We start from the raw sequence: 20,205 nt of genomic DNA on the forward strand, positions 1-20,205 counted from the left end.
AGCCAGCAGGGCTATTGAGCCCCGTCCGATGCAGACGGCGCAAGATGGCGGCGGAACCTGATTTTCCGAGCCGCCATGTTTCTTGAAGCCGCCATTGCCCTGCTGGCCTTGTTTCTGGCCTTGCTCTGCCGTCCCTGGCGCATGCTGGGCAGCCGGGCCGGCCCCGGCGGCATGCATGACCCGGTGCTGTCGCCGCTGATCACACCGCTGCTGGCCATTCTGGTGTTGCTGCCCTGGATCTGGGCGCTGCCTGAGCTGCACAAAATGCCTTTGCAACTGCACTGGTCTGGTGCATCGCTGGTGCTGCTTCTGATCGGCTGGCCGCTTGCGGTGCCCGTACTGATTGCGACAAGCGCTATTGCCTTTGCGCTGGCTCCCGCTCTCGGACTGCTGGACGCTCTGGGCCTGGCGGTCTGGCAGGGGCTGGTGCCGGCCACACTGGCCATGCTCTGGGGGGCAGCAGTGCGCCGCTGGTGCTGGCACAACATCTTTGTCTTTATTTTCTTGCGCGGCTTCCTGGGCACGGTTGTGTGCGTGTTCATTGCGTCCTTGCTCGGCCAATGGGCCGGGCATGTGCTGCCCAATGTCAACGACGAGCTCTCGCACATGGCGCGCTGGCTCATGGCCTGGAGCGATGGCGTGACCACCGGCATGCTGACAGCGGTATTCGTGGTATTTCGCCCGCACTGGGTGGCCACCTGGTCCGATGCCATATATCTGCAGCCGCCTGGCAATCCTGAAAGCTGAGGCCATCGAGGCGCATCAGCTCTACCACTTCAGCTCTGCCACTTTCCCGTCCACTGCGCAAACCGCATCTTTCCCATCCGGCAAAACGCCAAGGCACTTGGCACAAGGCTTGCTCATCATCGGGCTATCGCACCGCGGCAATCACCAAGCTGGTGCATATCTTGAGAAAGAGAGGGATCGCATGCTGCTCCAACCCGTTCGCAATATCGCTCATAGCAAAATTCGCCATGTCGTTCATGCCATGGCCCGCCCCGCGCTGGCCTGCGCGCTGGTGGCAGGCTTTGCCGCCACGGCCCAGGCACAGAACGCCTATCCCGAGCGCGCGGTCAAGGTCATCGTCGCCCTGCCCGCAGGAGGCAGCGCCGACATGATTGCCCGAGTCGTGGGTCAAAAGCTGGCCAGTGAACTCAAGCAGCCTTTTGTGGTGGACAACCGCGCCGGTGCCTCTGGCCAGATCGGCACACCGGCCGTGGCACGTTCTGCCCCGGACGGCTACACGCTGATGGTCTCGCCAGCCTCATTCCTGACCACCAACAAGAGCATTTTCAAATCCCTGCCCTATGACCCCGAGACCGACTTCGCGCCCATCAGCAAGCTGGTGAACCAACCTATGGTGCTGGTGGTCAAGGACAGGCAGAAATTCCCCAGCGTGGCTGCCGTGGTGGCGGCAGCCAAGGCCGCACCGGGCAAGCTGACCTTTGCCTCCTCCGGCGACGGTAGCCCCCAGCACCTGGCCGCGCTGATGTTCGAGACGCACACCCAGGCCAAGATGCTGCACGTGCCCTACAAAGGCGGTGCGCCAGCCGTCAACGATACGCTGGCAGGCAATGTGGACATGCTGTTTGCCGTGCTGCCCGAAGCCCTGCCCCATATCCAGGCCGGCAAGCTGCATGCCCTGGCGCTGATGGCGCCCAGGCGCGCGGCCATGCTGCCCAACACGCCCACCATGGCAGAAGGCGGTTTTGCCGACCTCAACCTCTCGGCCTGGGTCGGCCTGTTCGCTCCGGCCAAGACGCCTCAGCCCGTGATCGACAAGCTCAACCGCGCCGTGCGCGTTGCACTGGACAGCGAGATCAAGACCAAACTGGGTGAAAACGGGATGGAAGTCGCGCCATCGACGCCAGAGCAGCTCAGGCAGACCGTGGCCCAGGACATCAAGCTGCATGCCGAGCTGGTCAAGGCCGCAGGCATTCAGCCGCAGTAGATGCCGTCTCGTGCAGCACCAGGGGGCAGACTCCTGGGTGAATGGCCAGCCGAAGCCCGCCACAACAGCGGATAATGGCGGCCATCTTGAGGAATGGCGCAGACCCGATCTCCGCCATTCCCCTTTCTGCTACCTCCTCATTCGCACGACTCGCAATGACCGACGCCACCGAATTCGCTCCCGGCCTGATGATCCGCGGCTTTACCGCTCCCCAGAAGCTGGCGGACTACAAGCTCATCGCCTTTGATATGGACTCGACGCTGATCACCATCGAGTGCATCGACGAGATCGCCGACGCCACGGGCAAGAAGGCCGAAGTGGCGGCGATTACCGAAGCCACCATGCGCGGCGAGATCACCGACTTCAAGGACAGCCTGCGCCAGCGCGTAGGCAAGCTGGTCGGAGTGACCGAGGCCGACATGGCCCGCGTTCTGGCCGAACGCCTGAAACTCTCGCCGGGCGCTGAAACCCTGGTCAAGGCCGCCAAGGCCGCGGGCCTGAAGGTGCTGCTGGTCTCGGGCGGGTTCACCTACTTTGCCGAGCATGTGCGCGGCCTGCTGGATATCGACTTTGTGCGCGCCAATGTGCTGGAGATCAAGGGCGGAGCACTGACCGGCGGCCTGGTGGAGCAAGCCTGGGGCGATATCTGCGACGGTGCGGAAAAGCGCCGTACCCTGCTGGAAGTGGCCTCGCTGATCGGCATCGATGCCAGCCAGTGCATTGCCGTCGGCGACGGCAGCAACGACATTCCCATGATGCAGGCGGCCGGTCTGTCTGTGGCCTTCCACGCCAAGCCGCGCGTGCGCAACGAGGCCAAGGTCGCCATCAACGAAGGCGGCCTGGATCGCCTGCTGGAAGTGCTCCGCTAGTCTGAGACAGATTCACCCAGCACCAAGCCGCAGTCCCTGCTCCCGGGGACTGCGGCTTTTTTGCGTGCGCTGAGGCGCGGCATTTCTCTGCGGCTTTGCTAAAGTGCCATGCATCTTCCTCAACCCGGTCGAAAGGTCAGAGCATGAGCCAACTCAGAATCGCCGTCATCGTGGGCAGCCTCAGCAAGCAGTCCATCAACCGCCAGCTCGCCCAGGGCCTGGCCGCACTCATGCAGGACAAGGCCGAGTTCGAATTCATCGATATCAGTCGCCTGCCGGTCTACAACCGCGACTTCGACAACACCCCCGATTTCAAGCCCTTCGACGAGCTCAAGCCCCTGATTCGCGCCAGCAACGGCGTTCTGTTCGTGACGCCCGAATACAACCGCTCCATCCCCGCATCGCTCAAGAACGTGCTCGATGGTCTGAGCCGTCCCTATGGCCAATCCGTCTGGGCAGGACTGCCGGCCGCCGTGATCGGCAGCTCGCCCGGCGCGGCCGCAACCGCCATGGCCCAGCAGCACCTGCGCAATGTACTGGTGTCGCTGGACATGCCCACCCTGCCCCAGCCCGAGGGCTTTGTGCGCTGGTCCGACACGCTGCTCGACGCCGACGGCAAGATCGGCCAGGGCAGTCATGACTTCCTCGTCAAGTACATGACACGCTTTCTGGACTGGGTGCAGTTGCACCAGAAGCGCTAAAGCGATTTCCCTCTGATTCGATAGCATGCCCCGCTTACGCTTCAGGCGCTGCGGGGCGCTTCATGACTATTTCCCTGCATTGAAGACTGCTGGAACTTTTGCGCGTGCAGACTGTTCCTACAATAGCGTGCGGCCTCATACATCACACAACATCCGGCCGCCAGGGTCTGAGCCCTGTCCTTTTACGGACAGTTTCAGTTCAGCACCTTGAAAATCCACCCATTGACTTTAAATACCATAGCAAGCAAGTCTGATGCGACAAGAGTCGCAAGGCATGCTGGTTGCCTGCATCCTTGAGAAGCAGACGGCCATCTATGACAACCATGACTGGAAACCAATTCGTGAAGACTTCGTACCGTGCTGCTGCCTCCGTGATTGCTATCGCCATCGCATCGCTGACCGTGCCTTCCCTGGCTCAGGCCAAGCGCATGGGCAGCAGCAAGTCCGTTCGCCCTGCCAGCATCGGCAGCAAGGCGCCCGCTCAGCCCGCACCCGTGGCTCCTGCCGCCGCCCCCAAGGCTGCTGCACCGGCCACACCAGCAGCCCCCGCCGCGGCAGCAGCTCCTGCGGCCGCTCCCGCAGCTGCAGCGGCTCCTGCCGCTCGTGGCTCCGGCATGATGGGCACCATGGCAGGTGCTGCCGTTGGCGCCGTGGCCGGCACCATGGCTGGCAATGCCATTGCCGGCGCCATGGGTGGCGGCGACAAGGAAGCCGAAGCCAAGAAGGCCAAGGAAGAAGAGGCCAAGAAGGCTGAAGCGGAAGCCGCCGCTCTGCAAAAGAAGCTGGACGAAGCCAAGGCCAAGGCGGAAGCCGCACGCGCAGCTGTCAAGTAATCAACAGGCCTTGTTGCCGCTAGGCACACCGGGCCTGCGGCCACTGTCAAAAAGGGATGCACCTGCATCCCTTTTTTGCATCCTTTTTCGTCACGCTCTGCATGATTTTGTGCCACCCGGCACACGCAAGATGAAGGACCACAGCCATGCACCATGAGCTGGCCGTGGCCGCCGATGCCGGCCTCCGCCGCGATCTCAGGCGCGCTAGACAGCGGCCATGATCGCTGCAGCCGCAGCCAGAATGCAGGCAGCCACAGCGACCCATCGGGCAGCGATGCTGATCAGGGCAACGACGAGCAATGCGCCCGCCGATAGCCAGCCCAACCATGCCACAACGCCTACGGACCAGCCCCAGGCCTGTACGCAGGGCATGACCGCCGCAGCCAGCAGCCCCGCTCCCACTGCGCGCAGCAGCCCTGCTCGCGCCGCAGAGATCTCCATGGCAGCCGTGAGCTGCTCGTGGTGGCGCTCCATGGCAAACGCCAGCGCCGCCATGCCCGCAAAGCTCAGCGCAAACGCCAGCCACGATGCTTGCAAGACATTCATGCTCCCACCTCCATCTTGCCCTTTGAAACCGGGCTTTCCGAACGGGCGCTGCGGCGCCGCAGATAACGCCAGGCCCAGGCTGCAAGCAATCCCATAGCCATGGCGCTCAGCTCCACCCCTGCGCTCTCCCAATCGCCGCGAGCGATCTGCGCAGGCAGACTGTCACCGACCGTGATCCAGTTCAGCAGCGGCAGCAGCAGGCATAACAGGGCCAGCAGGCCCAGTTGCTCCTGCCATGCCGCGGCGGGCGCACGCACCAGGGCATGCAGCAGCGCCAGACTCCAGAGCCCAAAGAACACCGCCAGCTCCCAGTTCGCTCTATGGGACAGCCCGACGGGAACCAGGCGGTTGGCCCACAGATAGCCGATGCAGCCCAGACTCAGACCCGCGATGGCCGCCACATTGAGCCCTTCGACGAGCCGGTACACGCGCGCCGTGGCGCTGCCGAACTCGCCAGCCTGCCGGCCCAGATGCTTGTTGCGACGCTTGACCATGAACAGGATTGCCCCGGTTGCCATCATGGCGCTGCCCGCCAGCCCGCAGAGGAAATACAGCCACTTGAGCGGCTGACCGCCGAACTCCACCTGGTGCAGACTGCCTATCAACGACTTGGCCATGGAGGCGTCACCACCGTCCACCTCGCCAGGCTGGCGCAGCCTCAGCACCTCGGCTGTCGCCGCCGAAAACATCACCATGCCGGTCGACGAGTTCAGGCGCTGCTGCATTTCCTCGTCGCTGTTCCAGCCGTAGACACCGATGCGCGCCGCCACGTCACCGGGGTTGTCCACGACCACGGCCCGCACAGGCTGTCCCATCAGTTCCTGACCGCGCCGGGCAAACGGCTCCAGATCCGGAACAGCCATGACCTTGCCCGATCGCTCAGGCCTGTCCGACTCGTTGAGCGCCACCACATAGGAGCGCAGCCCCTGACTGCCGGTACCAAAATAGGCCGCAATGCCGGCCGGCATCAAGGTCGAGGCGGAGATGGCAATCCCCGTATAGGCAATCATGACCTGAAACGGCAGCGTCAGCACCGCCACCGCATTGTGGGCATCCAGCCAACTGCGCTGCCCCTTGCGAGCACGAAAGGTGAAGAAATCCTTGAAGATGCGCCTGTGCGTGATGACCCCGCTGAGCAGCGCCACCAGCATGGCCATGCCCGCAATGCCGACCACCCAGAGTCCTGCCTGCCCTGCATGCAGCCGATAGTGGAAATCCACGAAATGGTGACCGCCCTGGGTGGCGCGCACGACGCCACGAGCTGGGTCTCTGACCAGCGGCTGGCCGGTGGCGGAATCCAGCTGGGCCGAGGCGTACTGGTGCTTTTCATCGAACCAGTAGACACGCAGGTCGCCGGCGCCCTCGGCATCCGAAGGCCATAGCTCCCACATCTCGGCCCCCGGATGGTGTTTTTCCATATAGGCCAAGCCCCAGGCCAGGCGCTGGCCCAGATCACCCCCACGCTGGCCGGAAGCACGGGCGGCCGCCTGCTCCTGGGCGTGATGCTCGGGTGTCATCCAGTGGGAGATGGGCTCCTCGAAGACCGCCAGCGTCCCCGTGAAAAAGACCGCGAACAGCAACCAGGAAAACCACAGGCCGCACCAGGTGTGCAGCCAGGCCTGGGCCTGGCGAAAACCGCCCTGGCCTGCTCCGCCCGCATTTTTACGCTCGGCCATGCTCAAGCACCTCCAGCCAGCCAGGCCGAGACGCCCGCCAGCACGACGCTGGGCAGCAGCAGCCCCAGCCAGACGCGGCCCGGCGACACCGGCGAGAAGGCCCAGATCACGGCCAGAACATACACAGCGAAACTCCACAGCATGCCCGCCAGCACCGACTCGGCACGCGGCTCGGACAGGACCGTCGCCAGGAATACGGCCAGGGCGCTGGCCAGCAGATAGCCACCCAGGACGGCGGCCAGCAGCCGGGACAGGACGCTGCTGCCCACAAAGCGTAGAAAGAATGGAGTCATGACATAAGGAAAGAGATGGAGGCCCTGGACAGCCCGGGGCGAAGCAAGCCGCAAGGCCCTTTCTCTATGTATGACAAACGAAAACCCGAAAAGGGTCATCCGCGCCGCGCCCTGGCACAGGCCGGCCCGAGCAGCAGTGCCGCAGCGACGCGTGCTTGCCGCCGCCAGCCCGCACAGGGCTTTGGCTGAACTAGGGCAGGGCGGGCCAGCAACAGCCCGCCTGGCGCGCCTCCGCACTCAGGCAGAAGTGGCTGGCGGACTCGAGGACCCGAGTACTGCCAGCCCTCAGAAGTCGTAGCGCATGCCCACATTCACGCTGCGCGGTGCACCCCAGGTGTAGTAGAGGCCACCCAGACTGCTGACGCCGGCAAAGTATTTCTTGTCCAGCAGATTGTTCACGTTCAGGCTCAGCGACAGATGCTTGTCGACCTGGTAGCGGGCCATCAGATCCAGCACGGCATAGGACTGCTGGGCCAGTGTGTTGTGGCTGTCGCTGGTCGAGGTCTTGCTTTGCCAGCGAGTCGCAGCCCCCAGCGTCAGACCGCGCAGCGCGCCGCCTTCGAAGCGGTAGGTGCTGCCCAGCTTAAGCTGGTACTTGGGGTATTGGCTGGAGCTGGTCAGCGAGCTGTTTTGCTGCACCAGACTGCCCTGCACCTGCCAGCCGCGCGCCAGCTCGCCCGACAGCTCCAGCTCCCAGCCGCGCCGCGTGGCGCCGCTGACGGCACGGTAGGCCATGTCGCCGCCAGGCGTGAAGCTGCCTGTCTCCTCGGCCGAGTTGTCGGTCTTCATCCAGAAGTGAGCGATGCTGGCGTTGAGCCGCTTGTCGAAGAACTCGCCCTTGGCCCCGACCTCATAGGTCTTGCCTTGCTCGGGATCGAGGGTACGCCCCTGTTCATCCTGGGCGCTTTGCGGCTTGAAGATGGTCGCGTAGCTGCCGTACAGCGAGACCTGGGGATGCACTTCGTAGACCAGGCCGGCATAGGGCGTGGTGACGGTCTCGCGCATATCGTAGTTCCACCAGGTGGGCGTCACGTCATGCTGGCGGTACTGCGTCACGCGCATGCCGGCTATCAGCTGCAGCGGATCTGCCAGGCGGAAGCGCCCTGCCGTATAGGCATACTGCTGACGCTGGTTGAAGACATGGCGGTCATAGTTCCAGTTGCGGAAATCGGGCTGCGCCAGCGCACCACCGCCCTGGGCATAGCTCAGGCCCAGATTGGCCAGAGGTACGTTCTTGGAGCTGCCGTAGAGCAAGCCGCTGTGGTAGCGCGACACACCCACGCCGGCCAACAGCTCGTGCGTGCGTCCCAGCAAGGTGAAAGGGCCTTTGACATCGAGATTGACCGACCAGTTGCGGTTTTCCACGTCCTGCCACGGCAGATAGGCAGCGGTTGTGCTGTTCCAGAGGTAGCCCAGCGTCATGTCGTCCATCTTCACGCTCTGATGGAAGAACTTCAGGGTTGCCGTCCAATCATGGGCCAGACGCTGCTCCACGCTGCCGAACAGCTCGGTGCTTTCCTGTTCATAGCCCGACCAGGGCGCACCGTTATTGAACGAGCGCGGCATCAGCCCCACTTCGGCACCCGCTGCGGTGTAGCGCTGGATGGGTCGGGTCGTGCCAAAGCCGCGTGCCTCGCGCTGACGCAGCGTGATGCCCAGATTCAGCAGGGTATCGGGCGTGAGGTCGGCCTCCAGCGTGCCGAACAGCATCTTGCTGTTGCTCTTTTCGTTGTCGCGAAAGCTGCCCGCATCTGTCATGGACGCAACCACGCGGCCGCGCAGCGTCCCCGCCTCGTTGAGCGAGCCGCTTATATCGGCCTGCGCACGGTAGGTATCCCAGCTGCCGGCATTGGCGCGCGCACTGGCCTGGAACTCACGCGTGGGACGCTTGCGGATCAGATTGACGGTGGCGCCATAGCCGCCTTTGCCGACAACCAGTCCCGACGAGCCTTTGAGAACCTCGACACGGTCCATCTCCGCCATATCGTCCAACGCATACATGGTGCTGGTGACGAAGTACCAGCCATTGCTGAGCTGGGACATGCCGTCGACCTGCAGGTTCACCTCCGAGCCGCGGGCCTGGAAGTCCGTCGCGTTGTTCTGGCGATAGACGCCAATGCCCGGCGTCTGCTCCAGCACATCTGCCAGTGTCTCCAGCTTGAAGTCGTCCATCCGCTGGCGTGTCATCACGCTCACCGACTGCGGCGTCTCGCGCAGAGTCAGGCCCAGGCCCGTAGCCGTGCGGCTGGGCCCCGTCTGGGTGTAGCTGCCCGTGCCTTCCGTGGTGCCGCTGCGCTCGGCCTGGGCCGTGACGCGCACCTCCGACAGGGTGCTGCCCTCCTCACTCGAGACGGGCGCCACTGCCTGCCTTTGCAGGGTATAGCTGCCGCCAGGACGCGACACCAGCTCCAGCCCGCTGCCAGCCAGCAAGCGCTGCAGTGCCTCGCGCGGCGTAAAGCTGCCGGAAAGCACCGGGCTTTGCCGGCCTTGTGTGAGCGCAGGATCGAACGACAGTGCCATGCCGGCCGTAGCCGCCACCTCGGACAGCACCCGGCCCAGCGGTCCTGCTTCTATCCGGTAGGCCTGAGCCTGCCCGGCTGCAGGCTGCTCGGCCGCCTGTACGGCGGTCGCTGCCAGCGCCCAGCCCAGCAAGGCAAGCTGCGCGGCGCGCGCAACGGGGCTGAATACAGGATTCGATAGGGAACGGGAGGCCATGGAAGCAGGCATGAAAGACAGTCCTTTGGAAGCAAAAATGAGTGGTTCACCTTGCTTGCCAAACAACTTTCCAGAAAGTCTCACCTTCGTGCATTTTTTTAGAAGATGCCTTGCTTGTGAACTCAGCGGGCCGCCACCGTGACCCAATAACCCTGCCAACGCCGGTGCACCGTCACGGCATAGGTTTCGACCAGCATGGCCAAGGCCCGGTCGGTATCGGCTAAGGGGTACGCACCCGAAACTTTGATGGACACCGCCTCCGGGGCACAGTGCAGCAGGCCGGGCCGGTAACGCGACAGCTGGGCACAGACTTCTGCCATGGGCATGGCATCCGCCACCAGCATGCCGTGCACCCAGGCCAGTTGCTGCGGCCCTGCCGTCTGCAGCTCCCCTGCGCCCAGCGCAGTCAACCTAGCCCAGTTGCCCGCGGGCACCACCAGCGCGGGCCGGGAGGCTCCGAGTAATGTGACTTCGACCGCACCCTGGGTTACGGCCAGATCCACGAATTTGCCTTCGCTGCTCTGCTGTACCGAAAAGCGTGTGCCCAGTGCCCGCAGGCGCCCCACGGCCGTCTCAACCAGCAACGGCCGGTCCACGCCGCTGGGATCGGCGGCAGTTTCCAGCAGGATCGAGCCCCGGTGCAGATGTATCAGGCGCTGATGAGCATCAAACCGGATATCGACAGCCGTTCCTGTATCCAGCAGCAAACGGCTGCCATCGGCCAATGTCACGAGGCGCTGCTCGCCCGTGACAGTACGCAGATCGGCTGCCCATCCCTGCTGCTGTGCCACACGCCAGCTCATCCAGCCACCAGGCACGGCGGCCAGCAAAACAGCCAACTTGGCCACTGCGGCCCGTCGGCTGCGACGCTGCGATCGGCCCAGCGCCGGCATGGCCAGCGCCGGCGGTAACCCTCCCAGCTTGTCCATCAGCCGCTCGGCCCGCATCCAGGCGCCTTCATGGGCGGGACTGGCCTGGCGCCAGCGCTCGAAGGCGACGCTTTCGGCAGCCGTCAGGCCTTCATCGTTCAGGCGGACCAGCCAGTCCGCAGCTTCGTCCAGCAAACGTGCATCCATTGCAGTCATTCCATCAGCGCCAGACACTGCCTGAAAGCCTGGGCCATGTAACGCTTGACGCTGGTCAGCGACACGCCCAGCTGCAAGGCGATATCGTCGTACTTCATGTCCTCCAGCTGTGAAAGCAAAAAAGTGCGTCGTACCAGCGGCGGCAAGGCATCAAGCATGGCATCTATCTCATGCAGGGCCTCCAGCACCAGGGCCCGGTGCTCAGGCGACGGCGCTTCAGGTTCGGGCAAGAGGGCCAGAGCCTCCAGATAGGCACGCTCCAGCGCCTGCCGCCGGCACCAGTTGACCAGTACCCCTTTGGCCACTGTGGTCAGATAAGCGCGCGGCGACTCTATGCGCGGCGGCTCGCGCACGCCCAGGATTCGGACAAAAGTGTCTTGCGTCAGATCTGCTGCATCAAAGGCATTGCCCACCTTTCGGCGCAACCAGCCCTGCAACCAACCGTGATGATCTGTGTAAAGCGCGGCGACTTCACGATGGGAGGCTGTTTCGACAACGGGCATGGTGCAATGGGGATAGATCTCAAACAGACCTCAAATGATATCAATTCTCATTTCAGGTTTCTCAATGCCTTCACTATTTCCGCATATGTTTCAGCTCCATCTTCTGCCGGCCGCATCGCCTTGTGCCCGCGACAAGCTTGGTGGAAGGGCCGGCCCTGCACAATCACTCACACGCAATACTTCGATGCCTGGAACTCCGCTACTGACCATTCACGCACGCGGCACACCCTCTCGGACGCCTGCTCGCATCAACCTCCCGGCACCTGCTGGATGATTGCAAGACTATTGCGCTGTTGAGCTCTGCGATGCTTTACTCGGCAGGTGATTGATGCAAATGTCTGGAACCGAGCCGTTTCATATCCAGGTTGGTATTCAAGGACCTCAAGAATCAAGATGACAAGCTTTCGCTCTCACAAGCTTTTACATCGCATCGTGCTCGGCAACCTGCTGGTAGCGGCCTTGCTGTGTTTTGCCACATGGCTGGGCGTGCATGCCAATTACCGTGCGGACATGGACCTGGGAGTGGCCGTCACCAGGCATCAGGCGCGCAGCCTGAGCTTGGAGCTGGCTGCCGAGGTGCGACTGGTGGACAACGCTCTGTCATCGATTGCCAGTCGTTACCGCGCGCGCAGCTTTGACGGCCTTGCCGCTGCCAACTTTGCCCTGTACGAAATGCTCCATGAGCAGCGTGCCCTGATTCCTTTTGTCACCGCCCTGCGCATCACGGACAGTGCTGGCGAGGTACTCATCACTCCCAGCGAAATTGATGTGCCGTTTTCAGTTGCGGAACGCGCCTATTTCGCCCAAGCCCGCGAAGCAGACCGAATGGTGGTGTCCGAGCCTTTGATCAGCCATTCCTTCGGAAAATGGTCTATCGTGCTGGCGAGGCGTCTTCAGGCCGAGGGCGGTCAGTTCCAGGGCATCGTCTATGCCATCGTCGCGGCCGAGCATTTTCACCAGCTATTCCAGCGCCAGTCGTTCGGCACGAGCAGCGCCATGGCATTGCGCACCGATCAGGCACTGCTGGTAGCGCGCTATCCGGCTGCAACCCAGGACGCCGACGCGGGTATCGGCAAGGCCGCCGTCTCGTCTGAATATCACCAGGCCATCAGCCGCAACAGCGAGGAAGGCTGGTACATCACACCGACCCTGATCGATGGCGTGGAGCGCATCACGGCCTACCATCGGTTGCCTGGATATCCTCTGACGGTGTTTACCGGGCTGGGTACGGAAGCCTATATGGCCATGTGGCGAGCCTCAGCCTGGCGTGCATGGGGTCTTACCGGCTTGTGCATTGCCCTGATCGCTCTGGGCTCAGTGGCACTTTACCGGCTGCAGCAGCGTGAACGCCGTATCCGCAAAGAGCAGGAGCTGGTCATCAACAATGACCTGATCGGCATGGCTCGCCTGCGCGAGCGCAAGATCGTCTGGACCAACCCCGCCATGCGCCGTCTGCTCAAGCAGCCAGCAGCTGCACTGCAGGGCGCATCCACGCGCATGCTTTACCCGGACGAAGCCTCCTACAGGCGTATCGGCGAAAAAGCCTATGCCTCCTTGCTGGCTCGGGGCAAATTTCACGCGCAGTTCCAGGTACAGAATGCCGAGGGCAAGCTTTTGTGGGTGGATGCATCCGGCACACTGCTGAATGCCGAAGAGTCGCTATGGATTCTGGTGGACATCGACGCCCTCAAGCAAGGTGAACAAGCCGCCAATCACCTTGCCAACCACGACGCTCTGACGGGTCTGGCGAACCGCCGAGCACTTGAGGAAACGCTGAACCAGGAGCTCGCCGACGGCCAGATGCTTGCCGTGTGCTTCATGGACCTGGATGGTTTCAAACAGGTCAACGACACCCAGGGTCACGATGCGGGCGACGAAGTTTTACGTGTGGTGGCTGCCCGACTGACGGCCCAGGCTCGTGCCGGCGACTGCGTTGCCCGCCTGGGCGGCGATGAGTTCGTGGTGCTGCTATCCGGCTTGCGCACTTCCGGTGAGGCCATGTCTGTCATGAAGCGCTGCATGGAAGCCGTGCGCCAGCCCATTGCGCTGGATGGTGGAGTGATGGTGCAAGTCGGCAGCAGCATCGGTATCTCCATCAGCACCGCAGGTAGTTCCTCGGCCAACCTGATGCAGAGTGCGGACGAGGCCATGTACTCAGCCAAACATGCAGGCAAGGGGCGCATTGTTCAACATTCGGACCTCTCGCAAGACTCAAAGGCGTGAGAGCATCCCCTGCGAGCAGCTGCATCCATATATGTCCAGAGCCGGGAATTGACAACGCCTTCGGGCCAAAGCAGGGCATTTTGAAGACTCGCGGCCAAGCCGCAGTCAGCCAAGCCCAAAGGCCTGCTACCTGCTTCCGACCAAGGGCGAACGGCCAGGGCTTGTGCAGGCCCGCCTGCCGCATATCTCATCTGGCCGTCTGAAGCCTGCCCTCTCTGCGACCTATACCTGTGCTCTTGGCGGCAGCCCTGCAGCCTTGCGAATGGGCTCCAGCAAACCGCTGAGTCCGTTGTGATCGAGCTCCTGCATCAAAGCCAGCAATTGACCGATCTCGCCTTTGGGAAAGCCCTCGCGGGCAAACCAGTTGAGGTAGTTGCCGGGCAGATCGGCAATCAAACGGCCCTTGTACTTGCCATAAGGCATAGGCACGCGCACCAGGCGCTCCAGCATTTCGGGATTCATGGCAGTCAATCGGAATGAAATTTTGTATAAAAAACGACGCTCTTATAACCAAATAAGAAAAATGTCCTGCAGACGTCGGTACACGGCACTAGACTATGTACCTTAGTTCACTGCGGTCCAGATGAGGCCCGGAATTTATTGCAACTTGCTGAAGAAGGTCAGAACCAATGTTGAAGAAAGCTCTCTCTGCTATCGCTATTGCCACTCTGGCGCTGTCGGCCCAGGCTGCTGACGTGCTCAAGGTGGGTGCCACGGCTGTTCCTCACGCCGAAATCCTCAATCACATCAAGCCCGCACTGAAGGCTCAGGGCATCGATCTGGAAATCAAGGAGTTCAGCGACTACGTGCAGCCCAACGCCGCCGTGGAAGACAAGCAGCTGGATGCCAACTTCTTCCAGCATCAGCCCTATCTGGACAGCTACAACAAGGACCGCAAGACCTCGCTGGTGGCGGTGCCCAACGGCAAGGTTCATGTGGAACCCTTCGGTGCCTACTCCAGCAAGATCAAGAACATCAAGGATCTGAAGAATGGCGCTACCGTAGCCATTCCCAACGACCCTTCCAACGGTGGCCGTGCGCTGATTCTGCTGGCCAAGCATGGCCTGATCGAGCTCAAGGACCCCAAGAGCCTGACCCCTACTGCTCTGGACGTCGTCAAGAACCCCAAGAAGCTGAAGTTCAAGGAACTGGAAGCGCCTTTGCTGCCCCGCGCCCTGGCTGATGTCGATCTGGCTCTGATCAACACCAACTACGCAATCGAAGCCAAGCTCAACCCCACCAAGGATGCCCTGTTCATCGAAGGAGCCGACTCGCCCTACACCAATATCGTGGTGGCCCGCAAGGATCGCGCCAACGGTGCCGACATTGCCAAGCTGATGAGCGCTCTGCACTCTGCAGACACCAAGAAGTTCATCCAGGAAAAGTACAAGGGCGCCGTGGTTCCTGCGTTCTGATTCGCAAAAGTCTTAGAAGCGCTGGCGCGCCCCTCATCGACAGGGGTGACGGTCGCGCTCGAAAGGGTACGGTGGGCACAAGCTCCTGCTGTTGTCCCGGGGCCGGACAGAACCGGCCGCCGACCACACCTGACGACCTGACCCAGAAAAAAGCGCTGCTTCTGCAGCGCTTTTTCTTTTCATTTGATAGCTTATAGCGCTTTACAGGCAAGGGCCTTAAGCAATTTCCACTTGAGATTTCTCAATGCGAGGGGGCAGGCACCGAGTGCCGCAAAACCGGTGTCTCGCCATCGCCGTTGACGCTTTCCAGATGCACGCCAAATCCCCACAGGCGAGCCACATGCTTGAGAACCTCCTGCGCATCTTCTGCCAGCGGCCTGCCCTGGTACTGGGTATGCCGCAGGGTAAGACTGCGGTCGCCGCGCAGATTCACGCTCCAGGCCTGAATATTGGGCTCACGCGTCCCGAGGTCGTATTGCTGAGACAGCAACTGGCGCAGCGTGCGGTAGCCATCTTCGTCGTGAATGGCGCTGACCAGAACATCACGTTCGTCAGGGTCATCGTGCAGAGAGAACAAACGCATGTCGCGTATCAGGTGCGGGCTCAGAAACTGGCCGACAAAGCTCTCGTCCTTGTAATTGCGCATGGCGTGGTGCAGCGCCGGCAGCCAGGGCGTACCGGCCATGTCGGGAAACCAGCGGCGATCTTCCTCGGTCGGCTTTTCGCAGATCCGCCGAATATCACGGTACATGGCAAAACCCAGCGCGTAAGGATTGATGCCGCTGAAAGCCCGGTGGCCCGCTGGAGGCTGGTAGATCACATTGGTATGCGATGACAGCCACTCCAGCATCACGCCATCGGTCAACCAACCCTCGTCATACAGAGTGTTGAGCAATGTGTAATGCCAGAAGGTGGCCCAGCCCTCGTTCATCACCTGAGTCTGGCGCTGCGGATAGAAATACTGGGCGATCTTGCGCACGATGCGCACGATCTCTCGTTGCCAGGGTTCGAGCAAGGGAGCGTTTTTCTCGATGAAATAGAGAATGTTCTCTTCGGGCTCTCGGGGAAAGCGCTCGCTGCCTTGCGTCGTGCTGTCCTTGTCCTTGTCCCTTCGTGCTGGAAGGGTGCGCCACAGCACATTGACCTGTTGCTGCACATAGGCTTCACGTGCCTCTCTCTCGGCGCGCTCGCGCGACAGGCTTTTATGCGAGGGACGGCAATAGCGGTCCACACCAAAGTTCGACAACGCATGGCAGGAGTCCAGCAACTGCTCCACGGTGTCAAAACCATAGCGTTCTTCGCATTGCGCCACATAGTCGCGTGCATAGACGAGATAGTCGATGATGCTGCCCGCGTCGGACCACATGCGAAACAGATAGTTGTTCTTGAAAAAGCTGTTGTGCCCATAGGCCGCATGCGCAATCACCAGGGCCTGCATGGCCGTGCTGTTCTCCTCCATCAGGTAGCTGATGCAAGGGTTGGCATTGATGACGATCTCATAGGCCAGTCCCATGTGACCTCGTCGGTAGCGGCGCTCCGTGGCCAGAAACTCCTTGCCATAGCTCCAGTGCCGGTAGTTGACCGGCATGCCCACGCTGGAATAGGCATCCATCATTTGTTCGGCCGTGATGATCTCCAGCTGATTCGGATAGGTATCCAGGCCGTAGCGCTCAGCCGTGGCCGCAATCGCCGCGTGATACTGTTCGATCAGCTCGAAAGTCCAGTCGCTGGGGTCGGGCAAGGGAGACGCCGGTCGCTGGGACGCCATCAAAGGCGCCTGCGGCACATCGCGAAAGCGCGGCTCCCCTTGAACATGCGAATTTCCGGCCTTTCTGCTTGCGCTGAGATCCAGCACGGGATAGAGATTGAGGTTCATATCGATACCCCATCCTTTTTGAAGAGATCGCGGAACACCGGGTAGATCTCGTTGGCGGCCGATACCTTGCGCATGGCGAAATGGGGGAACAGCGGCAGCAGGCGGCTGTACTCCTCCCAGAGACTCTGCTCCTCGAGCACCACTTGCAGGTATGCGTAGTAGCGCACCAGCGGCAATATTCTCTCGGCCAGAAGGCTGTGGCATTTGCCACCATCGTCGCTGAAGTTGTCGCCATCGCTGGCTTGGGCAACATAGATATTCCAGTCGTTGACCGGATAGCGGGCCCTGATGATCTGTTCGAGCAGGACCAGCGCGCTGCTGACTACCGTGCCACCGCTTTCCGTGGAGTGAAAGAACTCGTCTTCGCTGACTTCTGCAGCCTGGGTGTGGTGGCGGATGAAAACAATCTCGATCTTGTCGTAATGCCTGGTGAGAAACAGGTACAGCAGAATGAAAAAGCGCTTGGCCAGTTCCTTGCGCTCCTGATCCATGGAACCGGACACGTCCATCACACAGAACATCACGGCCTGGCTGCTCGGCACAGGCACCTTGCTGCGATTGCGAAAGCGCAGATCCAGTTGTTCCAGGAAAGGCACTGCGCCGATACGCTCACGCAAGGTATCGATACGGCGCTGCAACTCGGCTACTGACTCACTGGTGCCGTCATCCTGCGCCAGCAGAGTTTCAAGCTGTTCTTCCAGCACCTTGAGCTCACGGTGCGGAGCTTTGGTCAGCGCAATGCGCCGCCCCAGGGCGCCGCGCATGGTGCGCACCAGCGCCAGATTGCTGGGCGTGCCGTCATGGCTGTAGCCGGCGCGCCTTGTCTTGTATTGCAAGGTGTTGCCGATGTGGTTGCGCAGCAGGCGCGGCAGGGCCAGATCTTCAAAGAAAAGCTCCATGAACTCTTCCTTGGTCAATGTGAAAGTGAAGTCGTCCTGCCCCTCACCGCTATCGCTGGCCTGCGATCCCGAGCCGCCGCCTCCACCAGGCGGCCGGGCAATGCGATCACCGCGCACATGCTCGCGATTGCCGGGCAACACCATATCGCGGATACCACCCTGCCCATGCCTGAAGACCGGCTCCTGAATGTCTTTTTTCGGAATGGTGATGCTTTCCGCCTGATCGATATGGCGGATGTCGCGCGCAGACACGGCTTTGCGCACCGCCTCCGCGATCTGCTCTTTGAAACGCCGCACAAACCGCTCGCGGTTGCCCACCGATTTATTCTTGCCTGCGAGCCTGCGGTCGATGATATGCAGTGCCATCTGTGCTCCCATCTCAAGGGGCTGTTCTCAACCGTCCTGCCGGTGGCCGCGCCGGGCCACCGACACCGCTGTCAGCTGCTCTTGCGCACGCGCAGATACCACTCGCAAAGCAGACGCACTTGCTTGGGCGTATAGCCCTTGGCTTCCATACGGGTGACGAAGTCCTCATGCTTGCGCGCATCCTCCGCACTGGCCTTGGCGTTGAAGCTGATGACGGGCAGCAACTCCTCGGTGTTGGAGAACATCTTCTTCTCGATCACCACGCGCAGCTTCTCGTAACTGGTCCAGCTCGGGTTCTTGCCCTGGTTGTTGGCCCTGGCCCGCAGCACAAAGTTGACGATCTCGTTGCGGAAATCCTTGGGGTTCGCAATGCCAGCCGGCTTTTCAACCTTCTCCAGCTCGGCATTGAGAGCATTGCGATCGAACACCTCGCCGGTATCGGTGTCGCGGTACTCGCTGTCCTGAATCCAGTAGTCGGCGTAAGTGACATAGCGGTCAAAGATGTTCTGGCCGTACTCGCTGTAGCTCTCCAGATAGGCGGTCTGGATTTCCTTGCCGATGAATTCGGCATAGCGCTGCGACAGATATTCCTTGATGAAGCCTATGTACTTGGTCTCCAGTTCGGCCGGGAACTGCTCGCGCTCGATCTGCCGCTCCAGCACATACATCAGGTGCACAGGGTTGGCCGCCACTTCGGTGCTGTCGTAGTTGAAGACCTTGGCCAGAATCTTGAAGGCAAAGCGGGTGGAGATGCCTTCCATGCCCTCGTCCACGCCCGCATAGTCGCGGTATTCCTGGTAGCTCTTGGCACGGGGATCCGTGTCCTTGAGGCTTTCGCCGTCATAGACCTGCATCTTGCTGAAGATGCTGGAGTTCTCCGGCTCCTTCAGGCGCGTGAGCACGGAGAACTGCGCCATCATCTTGAGCGTGCCGGGCGCGCAGATGGCGTTGGCCAGCGAAGACTCCCGGATCAGCTTCTCGTAGATGCGGACTTCCTCGCTCACGCGCAGGCAGTAAGGCACCTTGACGATGTAGATGCGGTCGAGGAAGGCCTCATTGTTGCGGTTGTTGCGGAAGGCCTTCCATTCGCTTTCATTGCTGTGTGCCAGCACAATGCCATCAAACGGAATCGCACCAAAGCCTTCCGTGCCCTTGTAATTGCCTTCCTGCGTGGCCGTCAGCAAGGGGTGCAGCACCTTGATCGGGGCCTTGAACATTTCCACGAACTCCAGCAGACCCTGATTGGCCAGGCACAGGCCGCCGGAGTAGCTGTAGGCGTCGGTGTCGTCCTGCGAAAAGTTCTCCAGCTTGCGGATGTCCACCTTGCCCACCAGACTGGAAATATCCTGGTTGTTCTCATCGCCGGGCTCGGTCTTGGCAATGCCTATCTGCTTGAGAATGCTGGGGTAGCGTTTGACCACTCGGAACTGCCGAATGTCTCCGCCGAACTCCTCCAGCCGCTTCACTGCCCAGGGCGAGAGCACATGCTGCAGACTGCGACGCGGAATGCCGAACTCATCTTCCAGCACCGGGCCGTCTTCCACGGGGTCGAACAAGCCCAGTGGCGACTCGTTCACCGGCGATCCCTTGAGCGCGTAGAACGGTGCCTTTTGCATCAGGTATTTGAGGCGCTCTGCAATCGAGCTTTTACCGCCGCCAACAGGCCCCAGCAGATAGAGAATCTGTTTGCGTTCCTCCAGACCCTGGGCCGCATGGCGAAAGAAGCTCACCACCTGCTCGATGGCATCTTCCATGCCGTAGAACTCGGAGAACGCGGGGTAGCGGCGGATGACCTTGTTGGCAAACAGACGCGACAGCACAGGATCGTTGCGGGTGTCCACCATTTCGGGTTCACCGATGACGGACAGCATGCGCTGTGAGGCTCCGGCATAGGCCATGGGATCACGCTGGCAAAGGCTAAGGTACTCGTCCAGCGACATTTCTTCTTCACGCAGACGAACGTAGCGTGCTGCAGAATTGCTGATGACATCCATATGACCTCCCGTGGCGGCACCAGGGCTCGAATCAGTGCCGCAAAGTTGCAAGGCATTCGTTACCGTGTGCATCCGTTGTAGCACCTCGCTCCTAATTTGAATAGACCGAGATTCCTACAAATACGCAGTAGCCACGACAGCCAAAACCGCAAACCGGATAGCGTAAAAATCGGTCAAGAAATATGACTCGAAATGAGCATAGAAGTCTGCCCTCATTGAAGCAACAAAGCCCCCTATCTATCTGCCATCATTCAAGATTT

At 61.4% G+C, this 20,205-nt stretch carries 18 protein-coding genes; 8 read left to right on the forward strand and 10 right to left on the reverse strand.

Features of this window, described 5'->3' with window-relative positions:
* Positions 1 to 75 precede the first annotated feature (75 nt).
* The 5 genes from CTATCC11996_RS20365 to CTATCC11996_RS20385 all read left to right on the forward strand — a co-directional run bounded on the left by CTATCC11996_RS20365 (position 76) and on the right by CTATCC11996_RS20385 (position 4,354).
* The gene (locus tag CTATCC11996_RS20365) at positions 76 to 747 is read left to right on the forward strand and encodes a hypothetical protein (protein ID WP_003079846.1); all 672 of its coding nucleotides are present in this window, start codon (positions 76 to 78) and stop codon (positions 745 to 747) included.
* Between the two features lie 181 nt (positions 748 to 928).
* On the forward strand, positions 929 to 1,951 hold the full coding sequence (locus tag CTATCC11996_RS20370) for a Bug family tripartite tricarboxylate transporter substrate binding protein (protein ID WP_003079849.1): 1,023 nt from the start codon (positions 929 to 931) through the stop codon (positions 1,949 to 1,951).
* Positions 1,952 to 2,106: 155 nt separating this feature from the next.
* Entirely contained in the window at positions 2,107 to 2,820 is a 714-nt protein-coding gene (serB, locus tag CTATCC11996_RS20375) for a phosphoserine phosphatase SerB (protein ID WP_003079852.1), read from the forward strand.
* A gap of 143 nt (positions 2,821 to 2,963) precedes the next feature.
* Entirely contained in the window at positions 2,964 to 3,521 is a 558-nt protein-coding gene (locus CTATCC11996_RS20380) for an NADPH-dependent FMN reductase (RefSeq protein ID WP_003079855.1), read from the forward strand.
* 314 nt (positions 3,522 to 3,835) lie between these two features.
* Positions 3,836 to 4,354, forward strand: a complete 519-nt coding sequence (locus tag CTATCC11996_RS20385; RefSeq protein WP_003079857.1) for a hypothetical protein — start codon at positions 3,836 to 3,838, stop codon at positions 4,352 to 4,354.
* A gap of 204 nt (positions 4,355 to 4,558) precedes the next feature.
* On the opposite strand, the gene CTATCC11996_RS20390 is transcribed toward CTATCC11996_RS20385, so the two are convergent.
* From CTATCC11996_RS20390 to CTATCC11996_RS20400, 3 genes are read right to left on the reverse strand one after another with little or no spacing between them, the layout of a single operon-like run.
* Complete coding sequence (locus CTATCC11996_RS20390) at positions 4,559 to 4,900, reverse strand: DUF3325 domain-containing protein (RefSeq protein WP_003079859.1); 342 nt, start codon at positions 4,898 to 4,900, stop codon at positions 4,559 to 4,561.
* Positions 4,897 to 6,576: a PepSY-associated TM helix domain-containing protein gene (locus tag CTATCC11996_RS20395; RefSeq protein WP_003079862.1), complete on the reverse strand. Its 1,680-nt coding sequence runs from the start codon at positions 6,574 to 6,576 to the stop codon at positions 4,897 to 4,899. The genes CTATCC11996_RS20390 and CTATCC11996_RS20395 overlap by 4 nt, the downstream gene beginning before the upstream one ends.
* A gap of 2 nt (positions 6,577 to 6,578) precedes the next feature.
* Positions 6,579 to 6,869 carry a DUF3649 domain-containing protein gene (locus tag CTATCC11996_RS20400; protein WP_003079868.1) on the reverse strand — a complete coding sequence of 97 codons (291 nt, stop codon included), beginning with the start codon at positions 6,867 to 6,869 and terminating at the stop codon, positions 6,579 to 6,581.
* 66 nt (positions 6,870 to 6,935) lie between these two features.
* Here CTATCC11996_RS20400 and CTATCC11996_RS26480 point away from each other — a divergent pair, with 66 nt between their 5' ends.
* On the forward strand, positions 6,936 to 7,058 hold the full coding sequence (locus tag CTATCC11996_RS26480; protein ID WP_255413066.1) for a hypothetical protein: 123 nt from the start codon (positions 6,936 to 6,938) through the stop codon (positions 7,056 to 7,058).
* 96 nt (positions 7,059 to 7,154) lie between these two features.
* Here the strand turns inward: CTATCC11996_RS26480 and CTATCC11996_RS20405 are convergent, their stop codons facing one another.
* From CTATCC11996_RS20405 to CTATCC11996_RS20415, 3 genes are all read right to left on the reverse strand, one after another.
* A complete protein-coding gene (locus CTATCC11996_RS20405; RefSeq protein ID WP_034349820.1) occupies positions 7,155 to 9,596 on the reverse strand; it encodes a TonB-dependent siderophore receptor in 2,442 nt (813 codons plus the stop codon).
* 110 nt (positions 9,597 to 9,706) lie between these two features.
* Positions 9,707 to 10,660, reverse strand: coding sequence for a FecR domain-containing protein (locus CTATCC11996_RS20410; RefSeq protein ID WP_003079885.1), 954 nt, complete (start codon positions 10,658 to 10,660; stop codon positions 9,707 to 9,709).
* 5 nt (positions 10,661 to 10,665) lie between these two features.
* Positions 10,666 to 11,172: a sigma-70 family RNA polymerase sigma factor gene (locus CTATCC11996_RS20415; RefSeq protein WP_034349759.1), complete on the reverse strand. Its 507-nt coding sequence runs from the start codon at positions 11,170 to 11,172 to the stop codon at positions 10,666 to 10,668.
* A gap of 393 nt (positions 11,173 to 11,565) precedes the next feature.
* On the opposite strand from CTATCC11996_RS20415, the gene CTATCC11996_RS20420 reads away from it, so the two are divergent.
* Entirely contained in the window at positions 11,566 to 13,395 is a 1,830-nt protein-coding gene (locus CTATCC11996_RS20420; protein ID WP_003079894.1) for a sensor domain-containing diguanylate cyclase, read from the forward strand.
* Positions 13,396 to 13,617: 222 nt separating this feature from the next.
* Here CTATCC11996_RS20420 and CTATCC11996_RS20425 read toward each other — a convergent pair whose 3' ends face one another.
* Positions 13,618 to 13,857, reverse strand: coding sequence for a DUF3820 family protein (locus tag CTATCC11996_RS20425; protein WP_003079897.1), 240 nt, complete (start codon positions 13,855 to 13,857; stop codon positions 13,618 to 13,620).
* A 167-nt stretch (positions 13,858 to 14,024) separates the two neighbouring features.
* On the opposite strand from CTATCC11996_RS20425, the gene CTATCC11996_RS20430 reads away from it, so the two are divergent.
* On the forward strand, positions 14,025 to 14,810 hold the full coding sequence (locus CTATCC11996_RS20430) for a MetQ/NlpA family ABC transporter substrate-binding protein (RefSeq protein ID WP_003055852.1): 786 nt from the start codon (positions 14,025 to 14,027) through the stop codon (positions 14,808 to 14,810).
* 241 nt (positions 14,811 to 15,051) lie between these two features.
* Here the strand turns inward: CTATCC11996_RS20430 and CTATCC11996_RS20435 are convergent, their stop codons facing one another.
* The 3 genes from CTATCC11996_RS20435 to CTATCC11996_RS20445 all read right to left on the reverse strand — a co-directional run bounded on the left by CTATCC11996_RS20435 (position 15,052) and on the right by CTATCC11996_RS20445 (position 19,945).
* On the reverse strand, positions 15,052 to 16,686 hold the full coding sequence (locus tag CTATCC11996_RS20435; RefSeq protein ID WP_003079900.1) for a SpoVR family protein: 1,635 nt from the start codon (positions 16,684 to 16,686) through the stop codon (positions 15,052 to 15,054).
* The gene (locus tag CTATCC11996_RS20440; RefSeq protein ID WP_034349822.1) at positions 16,683 to 17,951 is read right to left on the reverse strand and encodes a YeaH/YhbH family protein; all 1,269 of its coding nucleotides are present in this window, start codon (positions 17,949 to 17,951) and stop codon (positions 16,683 to 16,685) included. Before CTATCC11996_RS20440 ends, CTATCC11996_RS20435 begins: the two co-directional genes overlap by 4 nt.
* A 71-nt stretch (positions 17,952 to 18,022) precedes the next feature.
* A complete protein-coding gene (locus tag CTATCC11996_RS20445; RefSeq protein WP_003079904.1) occupies positions 18,023 to 19,945 on the reverse strand; it encodes a PrkA family serine protein kinase in 1,923 nt (640 codons plus the stop codon).
* Between the last annotated feature and the right edge of the window lie 260 nt (positions 19,946 to 20,205).

Origin of the sequence: Comamonas testosteroni ATCC 11996, from assembly GCF_000241525.1 — a bacterium.
GTDB lineage: Bacteria > Pseudomonadota > Gammaproteobacteria > Burkholderiales > Burkholderiaceae_C > Comamonas > Comamonas testosteroni.

Coding starts and splice junctions, on each gene's coding strand:
- CTATCC11996_RS20445 (WP_003079904.1), bottom strand. CDS start 19,945: ATGGATGTCATCAGCAATTCTGCAGCACGCTACGTTCGTCTGCGTGAA.
- CTATCC11996_RS20425 (WP_003079897.1), bottom strand. CDS start 13,857: ATGAATCCCGAAATGCTGGAGCGCCTGGTGCGCGTGCCTATGCCTTAT.
- CTATCC11996_RS20370 (WP_003079849.1), top strand. CDS start 929: ATGCTGCTCCAACCCGTTCGCAATATCGCTCATAGCAAAATTCGCCAT.
- CTATCC11996_RS20365 (WP_003079846.1), top strand. CDS start 76: ATGTTTCTTGAAGCCGCCATTGCCCTGCTGGCCTTGTTTCTGGCCTTG.
- CTATCC11996_RS20430 (WP_003055852.1), top strand. CDS start 14,025: ATGTTGAAGAAAGCTCTCTCTGCTATCGCTATTGCCACTCTGGCGCTG.
- CTATCC11996_RS20390 (WP_003079859.1), bottom strand. CDS start 4,900: ATGAATGTCTTGCAAGCATCGTGGCTGGCGTTTGCGCTGAGCTTTGCG.
- CTATCC11996_RS20395 (WP_003079862.1), bottom strand. CDS start 6,576: ATGGCCGAGCGTAAAAATGCGGGCGGAGCAGGCCAGGGCGGTTTTCGC.
- CTATCC11996_RS20410 (WP_003079885.1), bottom strand. CDS start 10,660: ATGGATGCACGTTTGCTGGACGAAGCTGCGGACTGGCTGGTCCGCCTG.
- CTATCC11996_RS20405 (WP_034349820.1), bottom strand. CDS start 9,596: ATGCCTGCTTCCATGGCCTCCCGTTCCCTATCGAATCCTGTATTCAGC.
- serB (WP_003079852.1), top strand. CDS start 2,107: ATGACCGACGCCACCGAATTCGCTCCCGGCCTGATGATCCGCGGCTTT.
- CTATCC11996_RS26480 (WP_255413066.1), top strand. CDS start 6,936: ATGTATGACAAACGAAAACCCGAAAAGGGTCATCCGCGCCGCGCCCTG.
- CTATCC11996_RS20440 (WP_034349822.1), bottom strand. CDS start 17,951: ATGGCACTGCATATCATCGACCGCAGGCTCGCAGGCAAGAATAAATCG.
- CTATCC11996_RS20420 (WP_003079894.1), top strand. CDS start 11,566: ATGACAAGCTTTCGCTCTCACAAGCTTTTACATCGCATCGTGCTCGGC.
- CTATCC11996_RS20385 (WP_003079857.1), top strand. CDS start 3,836: ATGACAACCATGACTGGAAACCAATTCGTGAAGACTTCGTACCGTGCT.
- CTATCC11996_RS20380 (WP_003079855.1), top strand. CDS start 2,964: ATGAGCCAACTCAGAATCGCCGTCATCGTGGGCAGCCTCAGCAAGCAG.
- CTATCC11996_RS20415 (WP_034349759.1), bottom strand. CDS start 11,172: ATGCCCGTTGTCGAAACAGCCTCCCATCGTGAAGTCGCCGCGCTTTAC.
- CTATCC11996_RS20400 (WP_003079868.1), bottom strand. CDS start 6,869: ATGACTCCATTCTTTCTACGCTTTGTGGGCAGCAGCGTCCTGTCCCGG.
- CTATCC11996_RS20435 (WP_003079900.1), bottom strand. CDS start 16,686: ATGAACCTCAATCTCTATCCCGTGCTGGATCTCAGCGCAAGCAGAAAG.